At 64.8% G+C, this 24,259-nt stretch carries 18 protein-coding genes and 1 other RNA gene; 7 read left to right on the forward strand and 12 right to left on the reverse strand.

The window, feature by feature from the left end; all coding sequences use genetic code 11:
• Nucleotides 1-182: 182 nt before the first annotated feature.
• The 11 genes from H2O77_RS14115 to H2O77_RS14165 all read right to left on the reverse strand — a co-directional run bounded on the left by H2O77_RS14115 (nt 183) and on the right by H2O77_RS14165 (nt 13,197).
• The gene (locus H2O77_RS14115; RefSeq protein ID WP_215823365.1) at nt 183-3,266 is read right to left on the reverse strand and encodes an efflux RND transporter permease subunit; all 3,084 of its coding nucleotides are present in this window, start codon (nt 3,264-3,266) and stop codon (nt 183-185) included.
• A 3-nt stretch (nt 3,267-3,269) separates the two neighbouring features.
• Nucleotides 3,270-4,550 (reverse strand): efflux RND transporter periplasmic adaptor subunit, encoded by a 1,281-nt coding sequence (locus tag H2O77_RS14120; protein WP_215823366.1) that lies wholly within the window; start codon nt 4,548-4,550, stop codon nt 3,270-3,272.
• An 86-nt stretch (nt 4,551-4,636) separates the two neighbouring features.
• Entirely contained in the window at nt 4,637-5,263 is a 627-nt protein-coding gene (locus tag H2O77_RS14125) for a TetR/AcrR family transcriptional regulator (RefSeq protein WP_215823367.1), read from the reverse strand.
• Nucleotides 5,264-5,635: 372 nt separating this feature from the next.
• A complete protein-coding gene (locus tag H2O77_RS14130) occupies nt 5,636-6,115 on the reverse strand; it encodes a YcgN family cysteine cluster protein (protein ID WP_054555633.1) in 480 nt (159 codons plus the stop codon).
• A gap of 69 nt (nt 6,116-6,184) precedes the next feature.
• Entirely contained in the window at nt 6,185-6,541 is a 357-nt protein-coding gene (locus tag H2O77_RS14135) for a YcgL domain-containing protein (protein WP_240548620.1), read from the reverse strand.
• Between the two features lie 115 nt (nt 6,542-6,656).
• The gene (rnd, locus tag H2O77_RS14140; protein ID WP_131432637.1) at nt 6,657-7,838 is read right to left on the reverse strand and encodes a ribonuclease D; all 1,182 of its coding nucleotides are present in this window, start codon (nt 7,836-7,838) and stop codon (nt 6,657-6,659) included.
• Between the two features lie 234 nt (nt 7,839-8,072).
• Complete coding sequence (gene recR / locus H2O77_RS14145) at nt 8,073-8,699, reverse strand: recombination mediator RecR (RefSeq protein WP_215823368.1); 627 nt, start codon at nt 8,697-8,699, stop codon at nt 8,073-8,075.
• Entirely contained in the window at nt 8,699-9,031 is a 333-nt protein-coding gene (locus H2O77_RS14150; protein ID WP_043333871.1) for a YbaB/EbfC family nucleoid-associated protein, read from the reverse strand. Before H2O77_RS14150 ends, recR begins: the two co-directional genes overlap by 1 nt.
• A 181-nt stretch (nt 9,032-9,212) precedes the next feature.
• A complete protein-coding gene (gene dnaX, locus H2O77_RS14155) occupies nt 9,213-11,435 on the reverse strand; it encodes a DNA polymerase III subunit gamma/tau (protein WP_215823369.1) in 2,223 nt (740 codons plus the stop codon).
• Nucleotides 11,436-11,861: 426 nt separating this feature from the next.
• An RNA gene (gene ffs / locus H2O77_RS14160) (signal recognition particle sRNA small type) lies at nt 11,862-11,958 on the reverse strand.
• Between the two features lie 129 nt (nt 11,959-12,087).
• Entirely contained in the window at nt 12,088-13,197 is a 1,110-nt protein-coding gene (locus H2O77_RS14165) for an AbrB family transcriptional regulator (RefSeq protein ID WP_215823370.1), read from the reverse strand.
• A 179-nt stretch (nt 13,198-13,376) separates the two neighbouring features.
• On the opposite strand from H2O77_RS14165, the gene H2O77_RS14170 reads away from it, so the two are divergent.
• From H2O77_RS14170 to H2O77_RS14180, 3 genes are all read left to right on the forward strand, one after another.
• A complete protein-coding gene (locus H2O77_RS14170) occupies nt 13,377-14,222 on the forward strand; it encodes a response regulator transcription factor (RefSeq protein WP_215823371.1) in 846 nt (281 codons plus the stop codon).
• Nucleotides 14,219-15,943, forward strand: a complete 1,725-nt coding sequence (locus H2O77_RS14175; protein WP_240548621.1) for a sensor histidine kinase — start codon at nt 14,219-14,221, stop codon at nt 15,941-15,943. The genes H2O77_RS14170 and H2O77_RS14175 overlap by 4 nt, the downstream gene beginning before the upstream one ends.
• Before the next feature lie 98 nt (nt 15,944-16,041).
• Nucleotides 16,042-17,280 carry an ABC transporter substrate-binding protein gene (locus tag H2O77_RS14180; RefSeq protein ID WP_215823372.1) on the forward strand — a complete coding sequence of 413 codons (1,239 nt, stop codon included), beginning with the start codon at nt 16,042-16,044 and terminating at the stop codon, nt 17,278-17,280.
• Nucleotides 17,281-17,455: 175 nt separating this feature from the next.
• Here the strand turns inward: H2O77_RS14180 and mscK are convergent, their stop codons facing one another.
• Nucleotides 17,456-21,001: a mechanosensitive channel MscK gene (mscK, locus tag H2O77_RS14185; RefSeq protein WP_240548622.1), complete on the reverse strand. Its 3,546-nt coding sequence runs from the start codon at nt 20,999-21,001 to the stop codon at nt 17,456-17,458.
• 413 nt (nt 21,002-21,414) lie between these two features.
• Here mscK and H2O77_RS14190 point away from each other — a divergent pair, with 413 nt between their 5' ends.
• From H2O77_RS14190 to H2O77_RS14205, 4 genes are all read left to right on the forward strand, one after another.
• Nucleotides 21,415-22,629, forward strand: a complete 1,215-nt coding sequence (locus H2O77_RS14190; protein WP_240548623.1) for a phospholipase A — start codon at nt 21,415-21,417, stop codon at nt 22,627-22,629.
• Between the two features lie 456 nt (nt 22,630-23,085).
• On the forward strand, nt 23,086-23,424 hold the full coding sequence (locus tag H2O77_RS14195; protein ID WP_082388358.1) for a DUF883 family protein: 339 nt from the start codon (nt 23,086-23,088) through the stop codon (nt 23,422-23,424).
• Nucleotides 23,424-23,846, forward strand: coding sequence for a phage holin family protein (locus H2O77_RS14200; RefSeq protein ID WP_043333873.1), 423 nt, complete (start codon nt 23,424-23,426; stop codon nt 23,844-23,846). Before H2O77_RS14195 ends, H2O77_RS14200 begins: the two co-directional genes overlap by 1 nt.
• 34 nt (nt 23,847-23,880) lie before the next feature.
• Nucleotides 23,881-24,231: a YqjK-like family protein gene (locus H2O77_RS14205; RefSeq protein WP_052384593.1), complete on the forward strand. Its 351-nt coding sequence runs from the start codon at nt 23,881-23,883 to the stop codon at nt 24,229-24,231.
• Nucleotides 24,232-24,259: the final 28 nt, after the last annotated feature.

The raw sequence follows: 24,259 nt of genomic DNA on the forward strand, positions 1-24,259 counted from the left end.
GACCGGGCAACTCGCAACCGGCGGCGCATAGTGTAACGGAAAGGGGCTTGCGGCGATGCCCCTCACGCAGGATAGCGAGCACGAACCACACCATGACGCCCGATGACAAAGGCACTGTCATCGGGCGTCATGGTGTGGGTGGCCGCGACTGCGCAGACCAAGATTACCGCATTATCATCACATCAGGATGTCTTCATGGACTTGTTGCCGGTCGGGATGCGGAAGAAGGCGCAGTACGCCACCGGCAGCACCACCAGCGTCAGCAGGGTCGCCACGCCCAGCCCGAACACGATCACCACCGCCATGCTCGAGAAGAAGGCATCCGGGAACAGCGGAATCATGCCCAGCATGGTAGTGATGGCCGCCATCGACACCGGTCGCACACGGCTGACGGCCGCCTGCACCACCGCCTGGAAGCGATCCTCCTGCTCATCGAGCTGCACGTTGATCTCCTCCACCAGCACGATGGCGTTCTTGAGCACCATGCCGATCAGACTCAAGGTGCCGAGCAGCGCCATGAAGGTAAAGGGCGCGCCGAACACGATCAGGCCACTGACGATACCGATCAGCGTCAGCGGCACGATCGACCAGATGGCCAGCGCCTGACGCAGGTTGGAGAACAGCAGCACCGTGATCACGAACATGCCCAGCAGCCCCATCGGCAGTGAGGAGAACAGCGCCTCCTGAGCCTCGGATGAGGTTTCGTACTCGCCGCCCCACTCCAGGTGGTAGCCCTCGGGCAGCTCGATGGCCTCGATCTTGGGACGGATACGCCCCAGCACGCTGGCGGCCGTTTCACCGGACAGCGGCATCGGCTCGGCGTAGACCGCCAGCATGCGCTGACGATCGCGACGCTTGATCAGCGGGTCGCGCAGCTCTGTCTCGAGCGGCCCCATCACCGAGCCCGCCGGTACGTAGGTCTCCTGCTCATCGCTCCAGACGTTGAGGCTCGCCAGGGTGTCGAGGTCGAAGCGCTGACGCTCTTCACCGCGCAGCAGGATCGGGATCAGCTCGGAGCCTTCGCGATAGACACCGACGCTCTCGCCGTCGCTGTTGATCAGCAGCGCCTGATGCAACGAGTCACGCGTCACGCCGACACGCCGCGCCTGATCATCCAGGAATTCGGGCTCGATGCGATTGACGCGATTGCGCCATGACAGACGGATGCTGTCGGCCAGCGGCTCCTCCTCGAAGACGCTACGCACCTTGCCCGCCAGCTGACGCAGCACTGCGGGGTCTTCGCCGTAGAGGCGCGCCTCGAGACTCGCCTTGGCCGAGGGGCCGACCTGCAACGCCTGCACCTTGTACTCGACTTCAGGATACTCGGCGCGCACCAGGCGTATCACCTCCTCCATGCGCGCTTCGCGACTGGCCCGGTCCTGAGTCTCGACGATCAGCTGCCCGAAGCTTGCGTAGCTGTCTTCCGGCGAGTAGGTCAGCGTGAAGCGCTGGGCGCCCCCGCCGGTGACGCTGGTGACATGATTGACCTTGTCCATCTTGAGCACCTGCTGCTCAAGGTCGGCGATGCGCGCTTCCGTCGCCAGCACATCGGTGCCTTCCGGCATCCAGACATCGACGAAGAACAGCGGTGTCGAGGCATCCGGGAAGAAGGCATTCTTGACCTGCCCGAAGCTCATCACGGCCGCCACCAACAACGCCACCGCGCCCCCCAGGGTCAGCCAGCGCAGGCGAATCGCCCAGCTCAGCAGGCTGCGGAAGCCACGGAAGATGACGCCACGATAGGGGTCTTCCTCCTGATTCTCATCCGTGTCACTGCCTGCCGTCTCCCGCGCTTCGCGGAAGAACATGTCGAAGAAGAACGGTGTCAGCGTCAGGGCGGTGATCCAGCTCAACAGCAACGAGTAGCACAGCACCCAGAACAATGACCCGACGAACTCGCCGGTGGCATCCGGCGACAGACCGATGGGTGCGAAGGCGGTGATCGCGATCACCGTGGCCCCCAGCAGCGGCATGCGGTTCTGGTTGACGACCTCGAAGGCGGCCTGACGCTTGGTCTTGCCGCGCTTGAGGCCGATCAACATGCCCTCGGTGACCACGATGGCGTTGTCCACCAGCATGCCCAGCGCGATGATCAAGGCCCCCAGCGAGATCTTCTGCAGCTCGATGCCATGAATCGACATCATCACGAAGGTGCCGAGAATGGTGATCAACAGCACCAGCCCCATCAGCACGCCGCTCTTGACGCCCATGAACACCAGCAGCACCAGAATCACGATGCCGACGGCCTCGGCCAGGTTGATCAAGAAGCCGGACACCGCCTCATCCACCACCTGCGGCTGGTGATAGACCGTGGTCAGCTCCATGCCCAGCGGCATGCGCGACTCAAGCTCGCCAAGACGCTTGTCGACCAGCGCACCGACCTCGACCACATTGACGCCAGAGGCGAACGAGATGCCCAGCGACAGCGCCGTCTCACCATCGGTGTGGTAGAGGCGCGACGGCGATTCGGTGTACTCGCGGCTGACCGAGGCGATATCGCCGAGACGAATCAGGCCACCATTGCCGGGACGACCGACCACCAGGCGCTCCAGGTCCTGCACGCTCTGGAACTCGCCGCTTGGCTGAAGTTCCAGCGACAGGCCGTTCTGACGGATCCGCCCGGCGTCGCCGACCACGTTCTGGGCATTGAGCAGGTTGGCGAGCTGATCCGGCGAGATGTTCAACGCCTGCATGCGATCACGATCCAGCGCGACGATGACCTGCTCGCTGCGCGCGCCGACGATGGAGACCTTCTTGACCCCCTCCACCAGCGTCAGCTCGCGCTGCAGGAAGTCGGCCTGGTCCTCGAGATCATGCGCCGAATAGCCCTTGCCGCTCAGGTTGTAGAGCAGCCCGAACACATCGCCGAAGTCGTCATTGACGATCGAGGAGCCACTGCCGGGCGGCAGGCTCGACTGGGCGTCATTGATCTTGCGGCGCAGCAGGTCCCAGTACTGCTGCATCTCGCCTTCGCGCACGCTGCTCTCGAGCTCCAGCGTGATCTGGGAAAGACCTGAGCTGTTGACCGAGCTGACGCGCTTGAGATTGGGAATCTGCTGGATCGCCTTCTCCAGCGGCAGCGTGACTTCCTCTTCCACCTGCTTGGGTGTCGCGCCCGGATACTGGGTAATCACCACCGCGTTGCGAATGGTGAACTCGGGAAATTCCAGCTGGCCGAGGCCGAAGAAGGAGGTCACGCCACCCACCGACAGCAGCAGCACGACCATCCAGCTGATGACCTTGTGTCTCAGGAAATAATCGACCATGGATCAGAGCCCCGCTTCCTTGACCCAGGGACGCACAGGCTCCCCGGCTTCCATGCGACTGGCGCCCGCCGTGACCAGACGGTCACCGGCACTCAGTTCTCCCGTGATCACCAGCCCTTCGCCGGTGGCCTGCAGTACCGTGACCGGCACGGCCTCGACGGTACCCTGGGCGCCAGCTTCCTGCTGCTTGCCCTCGCTCTTGCCCTCGCTCTTACCCTCATTCTTGCCGTCGTCTGAGCCGGTGTCCGTGGTGGCGTCATTGTTGATCGATGCGCTCGCCTGGGCATCACCGCCCTTGGGCACATAGCGCCACACCACAGCCTGGTTCGGGCTTTCCTCCTGAGTGACCACCGCCTCGATCGGCACGCGCCACTGGCCCTGGGTCGCCGCCGTCAGCTGCTGCATGTCCAGTTCCACGGTGGCGCTCATGCCTGACAGCACGGTGATGTCCTGCGGCTCCGGCAGCGTCAGGGTGACTTCATAGCTCAGCGAGCCCTCACTGGCGCTGGTGTCGTGCTCCTTGTAGCGGGCCGGATAGCGCGACTCGCCACTGCCGAAGCGCACCCAGGCCAGGGCGGCATCCTCAAGGCGTCCGGCCTCGGCACGCTCACGATCGATGGCGCGCACCTGACGCTCCGGCATGTTGAAGATCACGTCGATCTGCCCCGGCTGCTGCAGCACGGCGATGGTTTCCTGGGCGGCGACCACCTGATAGTTGTCCACCGGCACGCGCGCGATCACCCCGTCATAGGGCGCCTTGAGATAGGTGTAGCTGAGCTGGTCCTGCGCCTGGGAATACTGGGCCTGCGCTGACTGGAATTCGGCCTGCGCCTCATCGAAGCGTGCCCGACTGATGGCGCCCTTCTCCACCGAGTACTTCATGCGCTTGTAGGTCGCCTGCGCCAGATTGAAGCTGGAGCGGGCATTGTTGAGCTCGCTTCTGGCATCACGATCATCCAGGCGCGCGATCAGCTCGCCCTTCTCGACCTCCTGGCCGGCCTGGACCTTGAGTTCGCGCAGCTCACCGCCGATACGGAACGACAGGTTGGAGCGCTCCGAGGCCTCGACCACGCCGGGGTAGCGCTGGATGACACCGCCGCCTTCATCCGACAGCGACAGCAACTTGACCGGATGCACCTTCTGCTTCTCCAGCGGCGCCTCTTCCTCGCTGCAGGCCGCAAGCCCGAGAGCCAGCACGAGTCCGGCGAACAGCTGAAGGACGCGGCCTCCCCGCCAGGCGAAAGGAGTACGCAGGTGTGGCTTGGCACCAGGTCGAAGTTTCATCAGCGGGCCCTTGAGTCGTTGGAATAAAATGGCACAAGCGAAAATCTGTCATCTGTCCGGCGTGCGCGCTTCGGGGCTAGTCGCCCTCACTGGCGAAGCGCGATCGCGTCCCAGGCCATCTCGAAGGCCTGGTCGAAGCTGGCATCACTGATGGCCGGCAACTGGCAACTGGAGCCCTGCAGCAGGCTGTAGATCGAGCGGAACATGAACACCTCGATGAGGGCGAGATCGATCTGCTTGAGGATGCCGGACTGCTGGCCCTGTGCGAAGGCGTCCAGCAAGGGCGCGGCGCGCTCCTGATTGGCCACCCTCAGGGCGTCCTGCATATGGGAAGAGTGCAGAAACTGATCGTGAAAGAGGAACAACGCAGGCTGACGGCGCCCTAGCGCCACCAGGGCATTCCACACCCGACACAGTGCCGACTTCAGCTGCTGGGCGGCCGGCGACAGCGTTGACGGCTCGGCCTCGAACGCCTCTGCCGGCTCGGCCTGGAAGGCCCCGATGGCGACCGCGATGATGCGCCGGCTGACCTCGCGAAAGGTCGCCTCAAGCAGGTCATCCTTGTCGCGGTAGTAGAGATAGAGCGTGCCGGGCGACATGCCGGCAGCACGCGCGATGCGTGCCACGGAGGTCACGGCAAAACCATGCTCGGCCACCTCATGCAGCGTGGCTTCCAGCAACGCCTGCTGCTTGTGTTCATCACGATGGCGCATGGCCCGTCTGCCTCTGGTCTGTTCTGATCTGGTCTTGAGCGATTCTTCACAAAATAAATGAACGTTCATTTATTTACAACCAGACATTGCGCGGCCGAGCGCATGCACGCGCCTTGGCCATGCAAATCAGCTCATGCAAATTACCTTATCTAGCAGATCAAGCCGTGACTGAGGGTCAGAGGCGTCAAATACAAGGCCACTGAATGCCCGACTCGAACTGCCAGACACGAAATGCCAGACACGAAATGCCAGACACGAAATGCCAGACACGAAATGCCAGAAACGAAATGCCAGAAACGAAAAAGCGCAGCTCATTGAGCTGCGCTTTCTAAAGGCATCCACCTGAAATCTGACACGCGCCCGCGGCGCGCCTCAGCTCTCGGGATCGATGATCGCGATGATGTGGTCTTCCAGGTCCTGCTGGCGCACCGATACCTCGGAGACGGCAAAGCGTGACACCGAGACCCCGGCGCGCTTGACGCTCTTGGCATCCCCGGTCAACAGCGGGTGCCATTCAGGCAGCTCACGGCCTTCATTCAGGCGACGATAGCCGCAGGTTTCCGGCAACCAGCGCAGCTTGCCCACCGTCTCGACATCCAGTGGGATGCAGCCCGGCACGCGCGTGGCGCGATTGGGGTAATCGCGGCAGCTGACCTTGCGCACATCCAGCAGGCGACAGGCGACATCGAGTACCGCGATATCGCCACTGTCTTCATCCTCGAACTTGAGCAGGCAGCATTGGCCACAGCCATCGCACAGCGCCTCCCACTCGGCGGTATTCAGCTCCGAGAGTGCGTGGCGCTCCCAGAAACGCTCACGCTTTCCGCCGTCAGGCTGCGGAACATCGCTCATCTTGCTCTCCTCGCCCTGCCGGGCAGCAGGGTCGTTTCATCAGTACGGTCTTGTCTGCCGGACAGGGCGTCAGTAATGCGTTTCCGGCGGCGTCACGCCAATCTCCTTGAGGAGATTTTCCTTGGCCGGCGGCATCTGCAGATAGAAGCCCTGCTCGCGAATCTTCTCGAGCACCGTGGTGCTGGCAACGCGCGCCAGCGGCTTGTCGGCACGAATCAGCAGTGTCATCAAAGGGGTCGGCGTGCCGAAGATGCCCAGCAGGGATTCCGGCACATCCTTGAGTCCACGCGCCTTCTCGACGTAGAGATACATCTCGTCCTTCTTGGCGCTCTTGTAGATCTCGCAGATCATCTTGTCGTCTGTCATCGGGCTACCCATCATCTTGCAGCGCTTGTGCGCATCAGCGAGCTCTCGCGTCACGGGCATGACCCGAGAGCTCACTACCGGTTTCTGGCCTGTTTCTGACCTGTGTTGCTGGCAGGCCAGGCTGCGCGAGCCTCGCGCATGCCCCTTGCAGTCTGGCCCACGAAAGCGGCGAGCGTCAGCTCTCGAGCGCCTTGGCCAGGCGCGCGGCCAGCAGCTCACCGCGCCAGCCCTGCGGCAAGGGCAGCGGCTCGCCCTCGTAATCGGCGATCACCAGCGCTTCCATGTCACGGCGCTTGCCCAGAATCTCAGGCTTGAGCTGCTGCGCCTCGGCCACCGCATTGACCTCACGCTTGAGGCGCTTCATGCAGTTCTTCCACTCCGGCGCCAACGGCGACGGCGGCACGCGCGGCAGCTGACTGTCATCGATCATCGCCACGTCCTTGAGCAGCGTCAGCACGGTGTCCCCGTGGCGCTTGATCTGCGGCGGATGCATGCCATCGACCTTGGCCAGCTCGAAGCGATTGGTCGGCAGTCGCTCGCAGATACCGAACAGCTGCGCATCGGCCAGCAGGCGTGAACGCGGCACGTCGCGCAGACGAATCTGCTCCTCGCGCCAGTCACACAGCACCTGCCAGGCGGCCAGGCCACGCGGCGAGAGTTTCCACAGGCTGCGATGACGCTTCCAGTACTCCGGGTCCGGCGTGGCACCGCCGCTGCTGCCCGGGTCCCGGCAATCCTCTTCAAGCCACGCCATGCGGTCCAACTCGAGCAATGCATCACGCTGCTCGGACCACACCTGCGGCAGGAACAGCACGTCCAGCGCGGCGTAATCGCACTGCGCCTGACTCAAGGGGCGCTTGAGCCAGTTGGAACGCGTCTCTTCCTTAGGCACGGTGACGCCCACCACGCGCTCGACCAGACGCTGATAGCCCATCGAGGCTTCGCCGCCGGTCAGGCCTTCGGCGATCTGGGTATCGATCAGCGGCGTCGGCGCCACGCCCGCCCAGCGCAGGAAGACTTCCATGTCCTCGCCACAGGCGTGCAGCAGCTTGAGCGGACCCTCTGCCCCCAGCAGACGCTTGAGCGCCTCGCTGGCCGGTACCACCGTGGGGTCGATCAGGAAGATGCGCGGCGTCTTGCCATCCGCACCGGGCAGCTCGCCGTCACGGGCGGCCATCAGCTGCACCAGTGCCGGAATCGGGAAGAAGGTCGACTCGCGGATGAATTCGGTGTCCAACGCCAGCCAATCGGCGCCTTCCAGTTCTGCACAGGCAGCGGCCAGCGCCTCGGGGGTCTCGACCCAGACGGCCTCGAAATCGAGTTCTGACAGCAGTGCGGTGGCGGGTTGATCACTCATCAGCAAGGAAATCTCGTGGTGACAGGCTTGCCCGGGCAAGCGGAAATTGAAGGTGACGGGCACTCGCCAGACACCGGGCGGTAAACGACCGCGGGCGTGGTGGTTCCTGACCACCACGCCCGCAGACGTGCTGCTGTAGTTGCTTTGCTACCGAAGCTGCTTTGCTACCGAAGCTGCCTTGAAGCCGAAGCTGCCCTGATGCCGGTGCCGAACAGCGTCGGCACCGGCATCGCATCAGATCTCGCCGAGAGTGAACGGCAGACGGCCGCTGAAGGCACGACTGAGCGTGCCGCCATCGACGTATTCAAGCTCGCCGCCCATCGGCACGCCATAGGCCAGACGCGTCAGCTTGAGCGGCTGCCCACCGTGCTGCACATCGCGAAGCTGCTCGGCGATGTAATGTGCGGTGGCTTCGCCCTCGACCGTCGGGTTGGTGGCCAGCACCAGCTCCTCGATCTGGCTCTCGCGGACGCGGGTTTCCAGCGCATCCAACCCGATATCCTCGGGCCCGATGCCATCCAGCGGCGACAGATGGCCGTGCAGCACGAAGTAGCGCCCCACGTAGCCACCCGCGCCCTCGATGGCGAGCTGGTCGGCGGGCGATTCCACCACGCACAGCACGCGATCATCACGCCGCGGACTCAGGCACAGCTGACAGACCTCTTCCTCGGTCAGCGTGCGGCAGCGCGCGCAATAGCCGACGCGCTCCAGCGCCTCGCCCAGCACGCCGACCAGACGGTCGGCGCCCATGCGATCACGCTCCAGCAGATGCAGCGCCATGCGCTGTGCCGTCCGCGGGCCAACGCCCGGCAGCACGCGCAAGGCATCCAGCAACTGATCTACCAGCGGCGAAAATCCCATCAGAACGGCATCTTGAAGCCGGCCGGAAGGTTCATGCCAGCAGTCGCCTCTTCCATCTGCTTCTTGGAATTGACTTCGACCTTGCGCACCGCGTCATTGACGGCGGCCGCCAGCAGATCTTCCAGCAGCTCCTTGTCTTCTTCCATCAGGCTCGGATCGATCTCGACGCGCGCGACGTCATGACGACCGTTCATGGTGACCTTGACCATGCCCGCGCCGGATTCGCCCTGGACTTCCGCCTTGGCGGCTTCTTCCTGGACCTTCTGCATGCGCTCCTGCATTTCCTGCGCCTGCTTCATGATGTTACCCATACCGCCTTTTCCACCGAACATGGCTCACCTCATCAATAACGTGTTGAACATGACCTAACGATAAATGCTGTCTGGCGGACGTGCCATGTCGTGGCACCTCCGGCCTGTGGTGTGCGTGCCTTGACGGCACACGCACCGCGAATCCGGGAAAGCGTCAGCGATGCCCGGCACCGCCGACGCTCGGTCGAAACTGCCCAGAGCGTCAGAAATCGTCCGGCTCGAAGGAGTTGACGCTTTCCTCGATCAGACGTGCGCCCAGCTGTTGCTCCATGGACTGGATATGCGGGTCAGCACGCAAGGCTTCAACCGCGCGCACATGACGTTCACCCAGCAGACGAATGCGACGACTGTGCGGCGTTTCCAGACCTTCCGGCAGCGGCGCGACGCTGATCTCCAGCACACGCTCCACGCCCTGGCCCGCCAGCGCCTTGCGAATGCGATCCTGATGGACTTCGGCCATCATCGCCGACTGGGCGGGGTCCAGCCTCAACTTGAGGTGGGTGCCGTCATCGTGCTCGACCAGGCAATGCGCGCCGATATTGCGCGTGATGCCGCCCAGCCCCAGTGAAGGGAACAGCTCCAGCCACGCGGCGTGATTCAAGCGACCATCGGTACTCGGGGCGCTCGGCGCCGGCGTGGGAGCAGCCGCGGGTGCCGGCTCCGGTATCGGTTGCGCTGCCACGACCGGCTCGTTTGCGACCGGCTCAGACACGGCCGGCTCTGGCGCCGGCGATGCAGCGGGTTCGGGCTGTGCTGGCGCTGCTGGTACAGCTTCAGCGGGCTGCGGCGCTGCTGGTACAGGTTCAGCGGGCTCTAGCGTTGCTGGTAATGCTTCAGCGGGCTGAGGAGCCGATGACTCAGCAGCCTCTGGCTGTGCCGGCGCGGAACCGAAGGCGGCACTCAGGCGTGACATCGCCGAGCTTGGCGCAGCGGGCGCCTGTGCGGGAGCTGCCGTCTGTTCTGGCGCTGGCGCCGACACTGGCGCGGCCGCAGGCTGGGGCGCGTCTTGCGCTACGTCGCGAAAGCCGGCATCCCGGGCGTCCTGCGGAACGTCCTCCGTCGCCCACGGGGGCGGCTCGTCGGCCATCGGCGGCTGTGCTTCGGTCGCTGGCGCGGCCACTGGTGCGGCAGGCTGAGGCGCGGGCGCCATCGGGGGCACCGGCGCTTGCTGAGGCTGGGCCGGGGCTTGCTGGACAGGAGCCTGCTGAGCCGGAGCTGCTTGAACAGGAGCCTGCTGAACAGGCGCTTGCTGGACAGGCGCCGAGGCTTGAGCGCCAGGCGCGTTCGCACCCTCCGCCTGGCCGGTCATCGGCAGCGGCGTCTGCGCTGGGCGCGGCACGCCCTGCGGGCGGAAGGCCAGCATGCGCAGCAGCGTCATTTCCAGTGCGGTACGCGCATCCGGGGCGTTGGCCATGTCGCCACGCCCCTGAAGGGCGATCTGGTAATAGAGCTGCACGTCTTCACCGGTGAAACGGCTGGCCAGCGCCAGCAACGCATCACGGTCGCCATGCCCGTTGTCCAGTGCGCTCGGCACCATCTGGGCGATCGCCAGACGGTGGAAGACGGACGCCATGTCATCCAGCACCCCGCCGTAGTCCGGCCCCTGCTCGGCCAGGGTCGCGACCTCCGCCAGCAGACTCGCGGCGTCCAGCGAGGCCAGACACTCCAGCAGCGCCAGCACATGGCGGTGATCCAGCGTGCCGAGCATGGCGGCGACATCTTCGCGCCGCACCTGGCCATGGCCGAAGGCGATCGCCTGATCGGTCAGACTCATGGCGTCACGCATCGAACCATCGGCGGCCTTGCCGAGCAGCCACAGCGCGTCTTCCTCGAAGCTGACTTCCTCGCGGGCGAGAATGTCAGACAGGTGCTCGACCACGCGCACCGGCGGCATGTTCTTGAGCGTGAACTGCAGGCAGCGCGACAGGATGGTGACCGGCAGCTTCTGCGGATCAGTGGTCGCGAGCAGGAACTTCACATGGGGCGGCGGCTCTTCCAGGGTCTTGAGCAGCGCATTGAAACTGTGGGTCGACAGCATGTGCACCTCATCGATGAGGTACACCTTGTAGCGGCCCTGGGTCGGCGCGTACTGGACGTTGTCCAGCAGCTCACGCGTGTCCTCGACCTTGGTCCGCGAGGCGGCGTCGACTTCGATCAGGTCGACGAAGCGGCCCTCATCGATCTCGCGACAGGTGCCACACACGCCACACGGCCTGGAGCTGACGCCCTCTTCACAGTTCAGGCACTTGGCCAGAATGCGCGCCAGCGTCGTCTTGCCGACACCGCGGGTCCCGGTGAACAGATAGGCATGGTGCAGGCGCCCCTGATCGAGGGCATTGACCAGCGCACGGCTGACATGCTCCTGACCGATCAGTTCGTGAAAATTGCGCGGGCGCCACTTGCGCGCCAATACCTGATAGCTCATTGAGCGGGGCATTCCTTGGGCGATCTGAAACATGAGCTGAAACCTGCACGACCCGGCTGGGCTTTACCCCCGACGGTCGACAGACGGAGACCGATGACGTGGCCTCGCTGAGAATGCGCTCATTCTAGCGACTTGCCGTGTGGCTTCAAAGCGCGATGCCACTTGCGCAGCAGGATTGAGGGCACGAGGCCGGATGACAGGCGTGGTGCGCCCCCGAATTGCGGGCACGACGAAACGCCAAGCGGGGCTCGGGACAGGCAGGAGATGACCGGTTCAGACAGCGAGGGTGTGGCGAAAGGCTTCAGGCAGCGTGAAGCGAAGGTCTTGCGAGGGCTTGCAGGGGCTTGAGATAGAGCGTTGCGAAGCAGGCGGGATAATGCGGACATTTCACGAGCAGCCACTTTCAGGGCCCTGAAATGGAGGCGGCCCCATCAGCCACATCCCGGCACACGCGTCAGCCACTACCGTTGCTCCCTTCCGGGCCTGGCGGGGTTTGCAGCCTAGCATTGCGGGAGGACCGACAGGGCCACCACAAATATGATCATTCGGTGAACTACCGAGCCAATCGCTTGAACTTCAAGCACTTGGCGTGATCAAGGCGCACACTATAACAGCGCATCGCCGCCCTCACAAGGGGAGATCACGCCGTAGGCTATTGCGTCGTCTCACGCGCTCGGCGATGGCGGAAATGACGCGCCATCACCGGCAGCAACAGCATCAGGACAATCAGACGCAGAAGGTGGTGAAAGGCGACGAAGATCGGGTCGAGATCGAGCGCCACCGCCAATAGCGCCATCTCGCCGATACCGCCGGGTGCCAGGGCTAGGAAGGCCACGTCACGCGGCACGCCCATCAGCTGATGGATCAGCTCGGCAAAGCAGCCCAGCACCGACAGCGAGATCAGGGTCGCCACGCCCGACTGGCCCATCACCCCGACCAGCACCCGCGGCGTAAGGCCCTTGAAGCGCGCCCCGATGGCGCAGCCCAGCACCAGCTGCATGACATCAGTGCCCCATACCGGTGGCGAGAAACGCACCACGTCGCCAAGCGACAGCACCAGTGCCAGCAACAGCGGCGCCAGCAGCGAGGCATTGGGAATGCGCAGTCGCCTGGCCAGGGGCAGCAGAATCGGCAGCACCGCGATCAGCCACAGGCCGCTTACCGCCACATCGCTGCCGATGCCGGGCGTGCCCGCCGCGCCTTCCAGCACCCAATAGAGCGGCGGCAGAATCATGATCACCAGCAGCACCCGCAACGATTGCGCCACCGCGATGCGCTGCGGGTCGCCACCGATGCGCTCGCCGATCACCACCATCGCCGTCAGCGCGCCGGGCACCGAGGAGAACCACGCACTGGTGGCGTCAAAACCACAGCGGCGATACCAGGCGGCGCAGGCCAGCGTCGAGGCCCACACCCCCGCCAGCAACAACAATGCCGACAACCACCAGCTGGAGAGGTGCGAGACCAGCTCCGGCGAGACGCGCGCGCCCAGCGTCAGACCCAGCACCCCCAGAAACAGATTGCGCATCCGGTCCGGCACACCAAGCTTCAGCCCGGCCATCGCGCCCAGCAGATTGGCGACCAGCGGCCCCAGCATCCACGCCAGCGGCATGCCGGTGAGCTGGAACAGCCAACCGCCTACCACGCCCAGCGCCAGCGAGGTCAGCAGCGGCCTGAGCGACGTGACAGCCGTGAGCCAATGGGCTGGCGAGAGACGAGAGGCGCGCGCCTTGAGGCGCTGCAGTAGCGGAACGGATGGCATGCTGGCTTCCTTGTCAGCGACACGAAACAGGCCACCAATGATACGCTGGCGCAAGCGCCATTGGCTGCCTGTTTGAGGCAATATTGCGCCTTCAAGCGGCCATTTCAGGTCGCAGACCGGCCCTGTGCCTGATTCTCATCACTCTTGTCGCGTACCTGACGCGCCCTTGCGGAGCCCGGATGACTTCTCCCGACTCACTCCCCTCAGCACCTGACGATTCAGCGCCTGACGCATCAGCGGCTGACGCTTCAGCGCATGGCCCAGCCACCGCACCGCCTCCGGCCCTGCTGCTGGTCGAGGACGACGCCCTGCTGTCCAGCACACTGTGCAGCGTCTTTTCCGCCGAGGGCCTTGCGGTCACCCACCTGGCCGACGGCGCCGCGGCGCTTGCTCGCCTGGCGACCAGCCACGATCACGGCTTCGCGCTGATCGTGCTCGACCTCAACCTGCCCGGCGCTTCCGGGCTCGAGATTCTCGCCGCGCTGCGCCAGCACGACCGCCAGACACCGGTGCTGATTCTCACCGCGCGCGGCGCCATCGAAGATCGCGTGCGCGGGCTGGACCTGGGCGCCGATGACTATCTTGCCAAGCCCTTCGTGCTCGATGAGCTGGAAGCCCGCGTGCGCGCCCTGCTGCGCCGCCATGCCACTCTTCAGGCCAGTCAGCAGGCCACTCTTCAGGCCAGTCAGCAGCCGGCGCCCTCGCCTGGCATCGCCCCACGCCTGACCCTCGGCAGCCTGGCCTTCGAGCCACTCAATGCACGCTTTCTGCTCGCCGATGCCCCGCTGGCGCTGCCGCCCCGTGAACAGCGCCTGCTGGGTTGCCTGATCCAGCATGCCGGCGAGCCGGTGGACAAGGCGCGTCTGACCCGTGAGGCCTTCGGCGAGGAGGAAGCCGTGGGCGACAATGCCATCGAGGTCTATGTGCATCGCCTGCGCAAGCGCCTGGAAGGCAGCGACGTCAATCTGCGCACCATCCGGGGCCTTGGCTATCTACTGGAACAGACCACGGACGGCAGCGCTTGAATTCCGCACCCTCACCACGCCCACAGACAGAGGCGAAACGCAGCATCAGCCTCTATCGGCGCCTGCTGAGCTGGCTGCTGCTGCCTCTGCTGGCGCTGGGCACACTATTGCTGGTGCAGGCCTTCTTGTCGGCGCGTGAGGCAGCGGACCGCGCCTATGACCGGCTGCTCGAAGCCTCGCTGGTCACCATCGCGGAGCAGGTCAAATGGCAGGATGGCCAGTTGTGGCTCGACCTGCCGCCCGCCGCCCTGGAGATGCTGGCCACCGACGCCCAGGAGCGCGTCTTCTACAGCCTGGTGGACGCCGATGGCGAGCAGGTCACCGGCAATACCCACCTGCCGGATGCCAATCGCGCCGCCAATGGTCGCCTGGCCCCGCAGGAATCACTCGGACGCAGCGGCGAACTGTCGTTTCGCGATATCGCCTGGCAAGGACAGGCACTGCGGCTGGGCAGCCTCGATACCCGCTTGGGCGGCTGGGGTGATGACCCACGCCACGGCCAGCGCTACAGCATTCGCGTCGCCCATACCCGCGAGGGGCGAGACACCCTGACGCGTGAGCTGTTCAGTGGCTCGCTGGTGCGTCTGGCGGGCATGGCCACGCTGGCACTGCTGGTGGTGCTGATCGGCGTACGGCTGGCGCTATCGCCGCTGACCCGACTGCGCCGCGCCATTCGCGAACGTGACTCGCGCAGTCTGGCGCCACTCAACCTGCCCCTGCCGCGCGAGCTCGAGGAACTCAAGCACACCATCAATGACCTGCTGGCGCGCATGCGCCGCGTGCGCGCCAATCAGGAGCGCTTCATCGGTGATGCTTCGCACCAGCTGCGCACCCCGCTGGCGGGACTCTCCGCCCACGCCGAGCTGGCGCTGCGCCAGCAGGACCCCAGCGCCTGGCATGCCGCGCTGGGCCAGATGCAGGCCACCGCCAGCCATACCGCCCACCTGGCCAATCAGCTGCTGTCGCTGACACGCCTCAACAACCCGGAAGTGCAGCCGCCGCGCGTGCCGCTGGAGCTGTCGGCGCTGGCGCGCGCCACCGTCAGCCGCCTGTTCCTGCGCTGTGATCGCGCCGGGGTGGACCTCGGCCTCGAGATCGCCCCGGATATCGATGGTGCCGCCTGGACGCTGGGCGTCGAATGGCAGCTCGAGGAGGCACTGGCCAACCTGATCGACAATGCCTGCAAGCACGGCGCGCGCACCGTCACACTCACCCTGAGCCGGATGGCGGCACCGAGCGATGCCACGTTCACGCAACCGGACAGCGCCGCACTGGCGGGCCGCTGGCGGCTGAGTGTCGAGGATGACGGCCCGGGCATCGACGCCGAGCGACGCCTGCTGGTACTGCGCCCCTTCCACCGCAACACCCAGCCCGACAGTCATGATCAGGCGCCGGCGCAGCAGCCCGATGAGCTCAAGCATCACGAAGGCGCCGGACTGGGGCTGGCGATCGTCGATGGCATCGCGCGACACCACGATGCGCGCCTGACGCTCAGCGACGCGACAGCACGCAGCGTGACGCAGGCTGCTGATCCTGCATCCCGCACAGGCGATGCAACCCGCGCAGCCGACACAAACGGCATAGCCGAGACAGGCGCGTCCTGCGGGCTATGCGTCAGTCTGCATCTGGCGCCCTGTGCAGCGCCTGAGGTGAGTGTGGATGGGGAGGATGAATCAGCACAGGCCGGCAAGCCTGCGAAGACAGGAGGCACAGCATGCTAGCGAGACGACCGCGAACCGGGCAGCAGCGCCCTGACCATCACGGTCATGACAATCACCGCCCGGGCAGACAGCGATCTGGACGGCTGACGGCCTGCCTCGTGCTGGCCGTGCTTCTGAGCCCCGTCAGTCAGGCGGCGACCCGGGCGGCGACCCAGGCAGCGTTTGACCCGCTGCTCGAAGAGCATCAATCGCTGTGGTTGCAGGGTGGCCAGCCAGTCACGCCGCCCGCGCCTGACAGCGACGCCAGCCACGCGGCCGACCTGACGATTCACGCCGCCCTGGACCTGCCCGAGATTCGCCCGCTGCTGCTGCGTTACAGCCGCCAGCATCCTGAGCGAGTGCTGCACTACGTCAATCGCTCCGCCTTGGGGCTTGAAGCACAGTACCTGCAGGCGCCGCTGACACCGCAGGCGGATCTGATGATCTCCTCCGCCATGGGGCTGCAGTACCGACTCGCCAATCAGGGTCACGCCCTGGCACTCGAGGCCCCCAACCTGACCGCCTGGCCGGCCAACTCACGCTGGCGCAATGAGCTGTATGCGATGAGCTTCGAGCCGATCGTGATGGTGGCACGACGCGATGCGCTCAAGCGCCTGGCGGACCTCGACGGCCTGCGCAATCCCCGCGATGTGCTGCGCAGTCATCGCGACTTCTGGCACCTGCTCGAGACGCGCCGCGAGCAGCTGCGCGGCCGCATCATCAGCTACGACCCGCGCCGCAGCGGCTCCGGCTTTACCTATGCCGTGTCAGACGCCCGTCAATCGCCGCGCTACTGGACGCTGGTGCGCGCCATGGGTCAGGCCGATGCCAGGCTGGTCAGCACCACCGGCGCCATGCTCGAGGCGCTGGCCAGCGGCGAGGTGGACATCGCCTACAACCTGGTCGGCCCCTACGCGGTGACCTTTGCCCGCGCCCACCCGGAGCTGGTGGTGATCGTGCCGGAAGACTACGTGCTGATTCAGCGCCGGCTGGCCTTCGTCCCCCAGCAGGCGCCTCACCCCGAGGCCGGTGAGGCCTTTCTCGACTGGTGGCTGAGTCTGGAAGGCCAGCAGGCGGTGGCCAGCAACAGCCAGCTGGGCGCACTGCACCCCGAGGTGCGTGGCGAGGGCAGCGCTCAGCATATGCGCGAGCAACTGGGCGATGCGCTGCGCCCGATCGAGATCGGCCCTGGCCTGTTGGCGACACTCGACCGCCTCAAGCAGGCCAGTTTCCTGAGCCGCTGGGTACTGGAATTCGAGGCCCCTGCTCCCTTTGCCGGTGAGGCGAGCCAGGGTCAGGGTCAGGGTCAGATTCAGGGCCAGACCCCGTCAGCCACGCAGCCAGAATTGAACCAATGATGCGTGGCGTCAGGCCTGACTAGCACATTCCCTCTTTCACAGCTCGATCTGTACAAGTCGCCTTTGCAGGGCGCCCTGGACACAGGACCGGGCCCATCACGCACAAGGCGCCCCGCGGGGCGCCTTGTGCGTGATGCCATGCGGCATTCAATGAGATGAGCGAGAGGGTTCAGCGTCAGCGACCGCCGGCATCTCCGCCACCGTCACCGCCATCGGCGTCCGGTGCGGCCTCGCGCAGCCCGGCGTCCTCACGGCCTGCCAGACCCTCGGCGGGCTTGCGCCGCGCGATCAGTGCACCACCTTCCCGGTGCTCGCTGCTCTGATACTCCGTGCTTTCCGCCTCGCTGCTTTCCGGTGATCCGCTGGCGGGGCGCAATGGCTCCGCCGAGGCGCTGCGCTGCTCGACGAGGCGCTCTGTGCCATCGTCGCGATGCAGCCAGACATCCATCTGCTGGAAGGCGACCTTGAGGCCATGCTCACGGAAGCGTGCGTCCACCCAGCGGTTGATCTCATCGGTGGCGTAGAGGCGATCGGTCAGGTCATTGACGTAGATGCGCAGCTCGAAACCGAAGTTGTCCTGGTTGTAGGTCAGGCAGAACACCAGCGGCTCCGGGTCCTTGAGCACCCGCCTGTTTTCCTGGGCAGCCTGCATCAGCAGACGATGCGCCAGATCCAGATCACTGCCATGGGCGACACCGAAATTGAGCACCACTCGCGTGACGTTGTCCGACAGCGACCAGTTGATCAGCTGATCGGTGACGAACACCTTGTTGGGGATGATGATCTCCTTGCGATCGAAGTCCGTCACCGTGGTGGCGCGGATCCGGATGCGATTGACCGTGCCATGCAGGTTGCCGATGGTGATGGTGTCGCCGATGCGCACCGGGCGCTCGAACAGGATGATCAGGCCCGAGATGAAGTTGGCGAAGATCTCCTGCAGGCCAAAGCCCAACCCGACACTCAACGCCGCCACCAGCCACTGCAGCTTGTCCCAGCTGACGCCCATGCTGCCCAATGTCATCACGAAACCGGTGGCCATGATCACGTAGGAAAGCAGCGAGGTGATCGCGTAGCTGGAGCCCTGCTTGAGCTCGAGCCGCGACAGGATCGAGACCTCCAGCAGGCCCGGCAGGTTGCGCGCCATCATCACCGCCACGGCGAGGGTGATCATGCCCGCGATCAGGTCCGCCAGCGAGATGGGCGTCGCCGAATCGCCCTCGACGGAAGCGGCGATTTCCCACACCACCACACTGTCGAGATAGCTGAGCACATTGAGCAGATCGGCCCACACCACATAGAAGATCGACAGGAAGCTGATGACCAGGATCAGCTTCGAGAGACGCAGTGACTGGGAGTTGACCTGCTCCATGTCCAGCGGCGGCTCTTCCACCACCTCGACACCGCCTTCGGCGCCCTCCTGCACCTGGGCGCGGCGACGCGCCACGGCGCGACGATAGGCCAGACGCCGCGCAGCGACTGCCAGCCCGCGCACCACGGTGGCTTCCACCAGAATCCAGGCCCCGAACAGGAAGATGGTAGTGATGAAGCGGCCACACAGACGCAGCGCGGTGTACTCGTAGCCGAGGCAGATCAGCACGCCCAGCGCCACCGGTACCAGCGCCATCGCAAGGCCAAGAATCAGTCGGAACAGCTTGAGACCGAAGAAGGGGACATGCGCTAGGATCAGCCGCGACAGACAGAAGCTCATCGCCATCAGGCCCACGAACAGAATGGCCAGCCCCAGTGGACGCTCGAGCAGATTGAGGTCCGCCTCGCTGATGATGTTGGTGGTCAGCACCACCGGCAGCAGCGCGAAGCCCAGCCACCAGATATGACGGCGCAACTCTGCCACGTAGTTGGCCGGCCATTGGAAGTGACGCTCGGCGACGCCGTCCTTGACCAGCAGACGGCGGAAGATGGCGAAGATGCCCCACGCCAGCGACAGCTTCAACAGCGCCTGGCCCAGCGCCCACAGCATGATGCCCTCGCCCAGCGACAGCACGCCGCCGATCAGCGCCAGCGCCAGCGCGCCGGGAATGGCCAGCAGGACGTTGAGCAGAATGGCACGCGGCGTATGCAGCTGGGTGTCCTGCTTCAGGCGCCCTATCTGGGCGTGGAGGTCCGCCAGGCGCGCACGGATGCGCGAACGCTTCCAGGTGATGAAGATCAGCAGCAGCAAGCCCGGCAGCGCCACCCACAGGTCACTGAGCTGAAAGCCCTTGGACAACCCCGCGATCACGCCACGCCAGACGTTGGGCCTGAGCTCCTCGGCGAGCATTTCCGGGGTACGCGACAGCCAGTCGAGATCCAGCGGCTTGCCGTTGGCGACCCAGAACAGCTGCTCCTCGATGGTCTGGCGCAGACGCCCTGACACTTCCAGCAGCTGCTGCTGGTTGAGCTGCAGGTCGATGGCGCGTGCCAGCAGGCTGTCGTATTCCTTGTCGAGCTTGTCGACCAGCTCCTTGCGCGCCTCCAGCTGACCGATCAACGCCTGACGCAGCTCGGCACTGATCTGGCTGACATCGGCATTGCCGCCGGGGCGTTCCAGCGCCGCGGCCTCGCCCAGCACGTAGGAATTGAGGTAGCCCGGAATATCGGCGAGCTGCTCGCGCACCTTGTTGAGTTCGAACTGCTTGAGGCGCAGGTCGGCGATCTCTTCCTTCAAGTCCTTGCGCACATCGACCTGCGGCAGGCGACTCTGCTGCTCACGCAGGATACGCGCCAGCAGGACGCTGCCCTTGATGGCCTCGATCTGCTCGCTCATGGTGCGCTCGACCTGGGTGACGCGATCAAGCTGGGTGCGCACCTCCAGCCCATCGCGAATCACGGCGTTGACGCGATCGGTGATCGCCAGCAGCTGGCTGCTGAGCTCGCGGTTGCGGTTGAGCACCTGCTGGAAGATGGGATTGTCGGCCAGCGCGGCATTCTCACCACTGGTGGCATCGGCGATGGTCTGCTCGGACTGGTTGCGGCGCTTGTCGTTGACCAGCGTCTGGACCTGCTCCAGGTCCTGCTCCAGATTGGCGATCTGGCGGCTGTAGAGGGTCTTGCGCACCTGGGCCAGCTCACGCAGCAGGGAGCTTGAATTGAGCTCTGAATGGCTCAGCTCGCCACGCGTCTCGGCCAATGCCAGACGCGCCTCGATCAGATCACGCCCGGTGCCGGACAGGTCGGCATCGCCACTGCCACCCAGCTGGGTCTGCAGGCGCTGCACCTGCTGCTGCGCATCGGCCAGGGTCGAGCGCGAACGCTCCGGCAGGCTCTGGGCATTGATCAGGCGCCGGTTGGTATCGGCCAGCTTGTCCTGCAGGTTCTGCAGCGAGTCGAGAATCGAGGTCATGCGCTTGTCCAGCGCCTCGACCGACTCGTCTTCCAGCGATGCGATGCTGGGCGGGGTGTAGTCCTGAGGCAGACGCGCCAGCTCGGCCTGCGCCTTCGCCAACTCCGCCGGTGCCTCCTTGACCTCACTCTTGAGGGAATTCAGGCTGCTGGTGGCCTCGGCGAGGTCGTCGAGCACCGTCAGGGTATCCTTGAGGTCCGCGACGCGCTGACGGGTGTCGGCATCCGGCTTCTCGACGCTCTGCAGGTCTTCAAGCTGAGTCTGGACATCAGCACGCTTCGGGGCGTCCGCACTGGCCGTGGCCGGCACCCAGGCCAGCAGCACCATCAGCAGCAAGGCGCCTGCCAACATCATCAGTCTCAAGGACTTGTTACCTGTCACAGCTGTCTCCTCAATGGTCACCACCGCGCTTCTTCATCGGCTCTGCTGCCCCGCCAGGCCGCCGCCAGCCATGCAGGATGGCATCGTGTCAGGCCGCAAGCGCAGGCAAGGGCCGCATTGTCGACTGGCGCTGCATCCCACGCAATCCTTGTCGGCAAACGCCCGCCAGCGGCCGCCCAGCAAAGGATGAAGTGGAGAATGAACTAGAGAATGCAGCAAAGAGTGACGGGGCGAAAAAGCGGTGCTTGCAGGCCAGCGTGAGCGACATGCATCGTCGCATCGAGGCGACGCACCTGTCGGAATCTTCGTGCTGGAACCGGACACTGCGCCACCAGTAGAATGGCAGACATGTCATGAACATTGCTCCATAATGCGCTGCTCCCCCGCCGCGGTGTAACCGACAGGATATTTCCATGCCCCTCCGCCTTGCCTCCATCGGATTCCGGTCCGTCCCTGCACGCCTCACGGGAGTGCTGGCCACAGTACTGCTGGGTGCCGCCGCACCGGCAGCGGCCGACGTGCCCTACACCATGGATGCCGAAGGACGCGTGGTACTGGCCAACGGCAAGCGCTTCGCTCCCGAAGCACTGGGCATGACTGCCGCCCAGGCCCGCGCGGGTGCCATGAGCCAGGCTGACTGGCGCGAGCTGGCGGCCTCTGCACCGGGCACGGCGGACAGCGTCGAGAGTGACCCGCGTACCGAGCAGGTCTTCCTCTCCAATCGCGAAGACGCGGATGACGACCGCTACTCGGCGGAAGCGGCCGAGACCGAGCAGGCACAAGGCCAGAGCGTCGATGTGCCCCTCGATGAAAGCCTGGCCCAGCAGCGTGCCAAGGAGCGTGTCGTTCTTGAGGACGATGCCGAGAAGAATCCGCTGGCCATCACCGCCTACAAGCGCAATTACCTGCTGCCCTGGGCCTACAACACCAACCCGGATGCCAATGGCTTTGCCGAAGTCACCCAGGAAGGCGAGGTGGACAAGACCGAGGTGAAATACCAGCTCAGCCTCAAGGTCGAGCTGATGGATGACATCTTCGGTGACAATGGCGACGTGTTCTTCGCTTATACCCAGCGCAGCTGGTGGCAGGCCTACAATTCCGATGCGTCGGCGCCGTTCCGCGAGACCAATTACGAGCCGGAAGCCTTCCTGCAGTTCGACAATCGTTATGAGCTGTTCGGCTGGACCAATACCCGCAACCGCATCGGTTTCGCGCATCAGTCCAACGGCCGTTCCGACCCGCTGTCGCGCAGCTGGAACCGTGTCTACGCCGACATGATGTTCCAGAACGGCGACTGGGCCATCGCGGTCACGCCGCACTGGCGCGTGCCGGAGGAGTCCGACGAGGACGACAATCCGGATCTCTACAACTACATCGGCTACGGCGACATCACGGTCGGCTATACCTCCGATCAGCACGAAGTCACCTGGATGGTGCGTGGCAACCCCTCCAAGGGTAACTACGGCAACCAGCTCGACTACTCCTTCCCGCTGTTCGGCAAGGTACGTGGCTACGTGCAGTACTACCACGGCTACGGTGAGAGCCTGATCGACTACGACCACAGCGTGAATCGCTTTGGCCTGGGCTTCTCGATCAATACCTTCTTCGCCGGCTCGCCAGAAACCTGATCAAAGAGCGCTGATGCAAGAGCTCTGATCAAAAAGTTCTGATAAAAGAACTCGCACGACCCTCCCGCAACGGGCAGCCCAGGCTGCCCGTCTTGCCATCTGCCCTCCGTATGCACCGCTCTCATGTGGACCGCCCATGTGGACCGCCCATGTAGACCTAGTGGCACATCCATGATCCAGATCATGCATCCCGCAAGTGACATGGCGATATCGTGCTCTGTGCGTGTCTTGCCCTTGTGTTTGTCGCATTCGACCCCCACGACTTGTGCATGACCACGCAAGACGCGTCATGACGACGTGCTGACGATGCTTGCAGAGAGTCTCGTGCAAGTGGATTCAGGTCATGCCCTGCCGCCTGCGGCGCCCCAGGGAAGAGAGAGTTCGAGAGTCAAGCGCAGACAACACCGCGCTCACCATTCGCGAAATCTGATTCGACATACGGGAAGGAGTTACACCATGGCTATGCAAAAGATCGGCGATCACACCACTTCCGCGACCGGTGCCAACACCGACCAGCTGAAGGAAGATCTGCGCCATCTGTCCCAGACCGTCGAGGAACTGCTGCACGCCTCGGCTGAAGATTCCCGCGAGAGCATGAAGGAAGCCCGCGCCCGCGCCCAGACTCGCCTGGAAGCCACCCGCGCCCGCCTCAGCGCCCAGGGCGATCGCCTCGCCGCCGGCGCGCGCGAATCCGTGGACTGCGCTGATCGCTACGTGCATGACAACCCGTGGACCAGTGTCGGTATCGGTGCGGCCGCCGGTGTCGTCGTCGGCATGCTGCTTGGCCGTCGCTGATGCAGGAGCAAGGGCCGGTTGAACGCGTACTTGGCGCCATCCGACGTCTGACTGCGAGCCTGGTCGAGAGTGGCGAGACGCGCTTGCGTCTCGCCGTGCTGGAGCTCGAGGAAGAGCGCGAACGGCTGTTCGTGATGCTGCTGCTGTCGGGTATCGCCCTGATGCTGATCTGCTTCGGCATCGGCTTGGCGATCCTGCTGGTGGTCGTGGCCTTCTGGGATACCCACCGCCTGCTGGCCATCGCCCTGAGCGGCGGTATCTTGCTGGCATTGGGGGGATTGATCGCCTGGCGCGTCAAGGTGATCGCTTCCCAGCGCAGCCTGCTGCGTTCCACGCTCAGCAACCTGAGCCGTGACAGCGACAGCCTCAAGGATGTGCGTGCCGACGCACTGGAACGCCAGCGCCAACGCGAAAACCTTTGATGCCCCGCCTGCCAGTGCCTGCCAAGGAGGCGAGATGAGTTCTTCCAGACAGTCCCTCGCGCGACGCGAGCCGGCGCTGCCTCCCGTGCAGGGGAACGGACGCCGGTCAGCACATCCGCGTGACGCTCGGCGTGCGGAACTCGAAGCACGCATCAGTCAGCAGCGCCTCGATGTCAGCCATGCGATGCGCGAACTCAAGGAGGCCACTGCCCCCATCGACCGCGGCTGGGCCAAGGTCCAGCAATACCGCGGCCCGTTGGTGCTGGTGGGCGGCCTGATCGCGGCGCGGGGCGGGTTCAGGCCAAAGAAGGGCCTGAGCCTGCTCAAGCGCGGGCTGATGAGCTGGGTGATGATTCGCCGTCTGAGAATATTGTTCGACAAATGATCACGGCATTACAGCGAAAGCCCCGCCA

The sequence above is a fragment of the Cobetia sp. 4B genome, from assembly GCF_018831605.1.
Classification (GTDB): Bacteria; Pseudomonadota; Gammaproteobacteria; order Pseudomonadales; family Halomonadaceae; genus Cobetia; species Cobetia amphilecti.

What these genes read in the sequence shown, in the direction of transcription:
- H2O77_RS14120 (WP_215823366.1), bottom strand. Translation starts at nt 4,550, where the DNA reads ATGAAACTTCGACCTGGTGCCAAGCCACACCTGCGTACTCCTTTCGCC.
- H2O77_RS14205 (WP_052384593.1), top strand. Translation starts at nt 23,881, where the DNA reads ATGAGTTCTTCCAGACAGTCCCTCGCGCGACGCGAGCCGGCGCTGCCT.
- H2O77_RS14165 (WP_215823370.1), bottom strand. Translation starts at nt 13,197, where the DNA reads ATGCCATCCGTTCCGCTACTGCAGCGCCTCAAGGCGCGCGCCTCTCGT.
- H2O77_RS14135 (WP_240548620.1), bottom strand. Translation starts at nt 6,541, where the DNA reads ATGCCCGTGACGCGAGAGCTCGCTGATGCGCACAAGCGCTGCAAGATG.
- H2O77_RS14150 (WP_043333871.1), bottom strand. Translation starts at nt 9,031, where the DNA reads ATGTTCGGTGGAAAAGGCGGTATGGGTAACATCATGAAGCAGGCGCAG.
- recR (WP_215823368.1), bottom strand. Translation starts at nt 8,699, where the DNA reads ATGGGATTTTCGCCGCTGGTAGATCAGTTGCTGGATGCCTTGCGCGTG.
- H2O77_RS14200 (WP_043333873.1), top strand. Translation starts at nt 23,424, where the DNA reads ATGCAGGAGCAAGGGCCGGTTGAACGCGTACTTGGCGCCATCCGACGT.
- H2O77_RS14130 (WP_054555633.1), bottom strand. Translation starts at nt 6,115, where the DNA reads ATGAGCGATGTTCCGCAGCCTGACGGCGGAAAGCGTGAGCGTTTCTGG.
- H2O77_RS14125 (WP_215823367.1), bottom strand. Translation starts at nt 5,263, where the DNA reads ATGCGCCATCGTGATGAACACAAGCAGCAGGCGTTGCTGGAAGCCACG.
- dnaX (WP_215823369.1), bottom strand. Translation starts at nt 11,435, where the DNA reads ATGAGCTATCAGGTATTGGCGCGCAAGTGGCGCCCGCGCAATTTTCAC.
- H2O77_RS14170 (WP_215823371.1), top strand. Translation starts at nt 13,377, where the DNA reads ATGACTTCTCCCGACTCACTCCCCTCAGCACCTGACGATTCAGCGCCT.
- H2O77_RS14115 (WP_215823365.1), bottom strand. Translation starts at nt 3,266, where the DNA reads ATGGTCGATTATTTCCTGAGACACAAGGTCATCAGCTGGATGGTCGTG.
- rnd (WP_131432637.1), bottom strand. Translation starts at nt 7,838, where the DNA reads ATGAGTGATCAACCCGCCACCGCACTGCTGTCAGAACTCGATTTCGAG.
- H2O77_RS14195 (WP_082388358.1), top strand. Translation starts at nt 23,086, where the DNA reads ATGGCTATGCAAAAGATCGGCGATCACACCACTTCCGCGACCGGTGCC.
- H2O77_RS14190 (WP_240548623.1), top strand. Translation starts at nt 21,415, where the DNA reads ATGCCCCTCCGCCTTGCCTCCATCGGATTCCGGTCCGTCCCTGCACGC.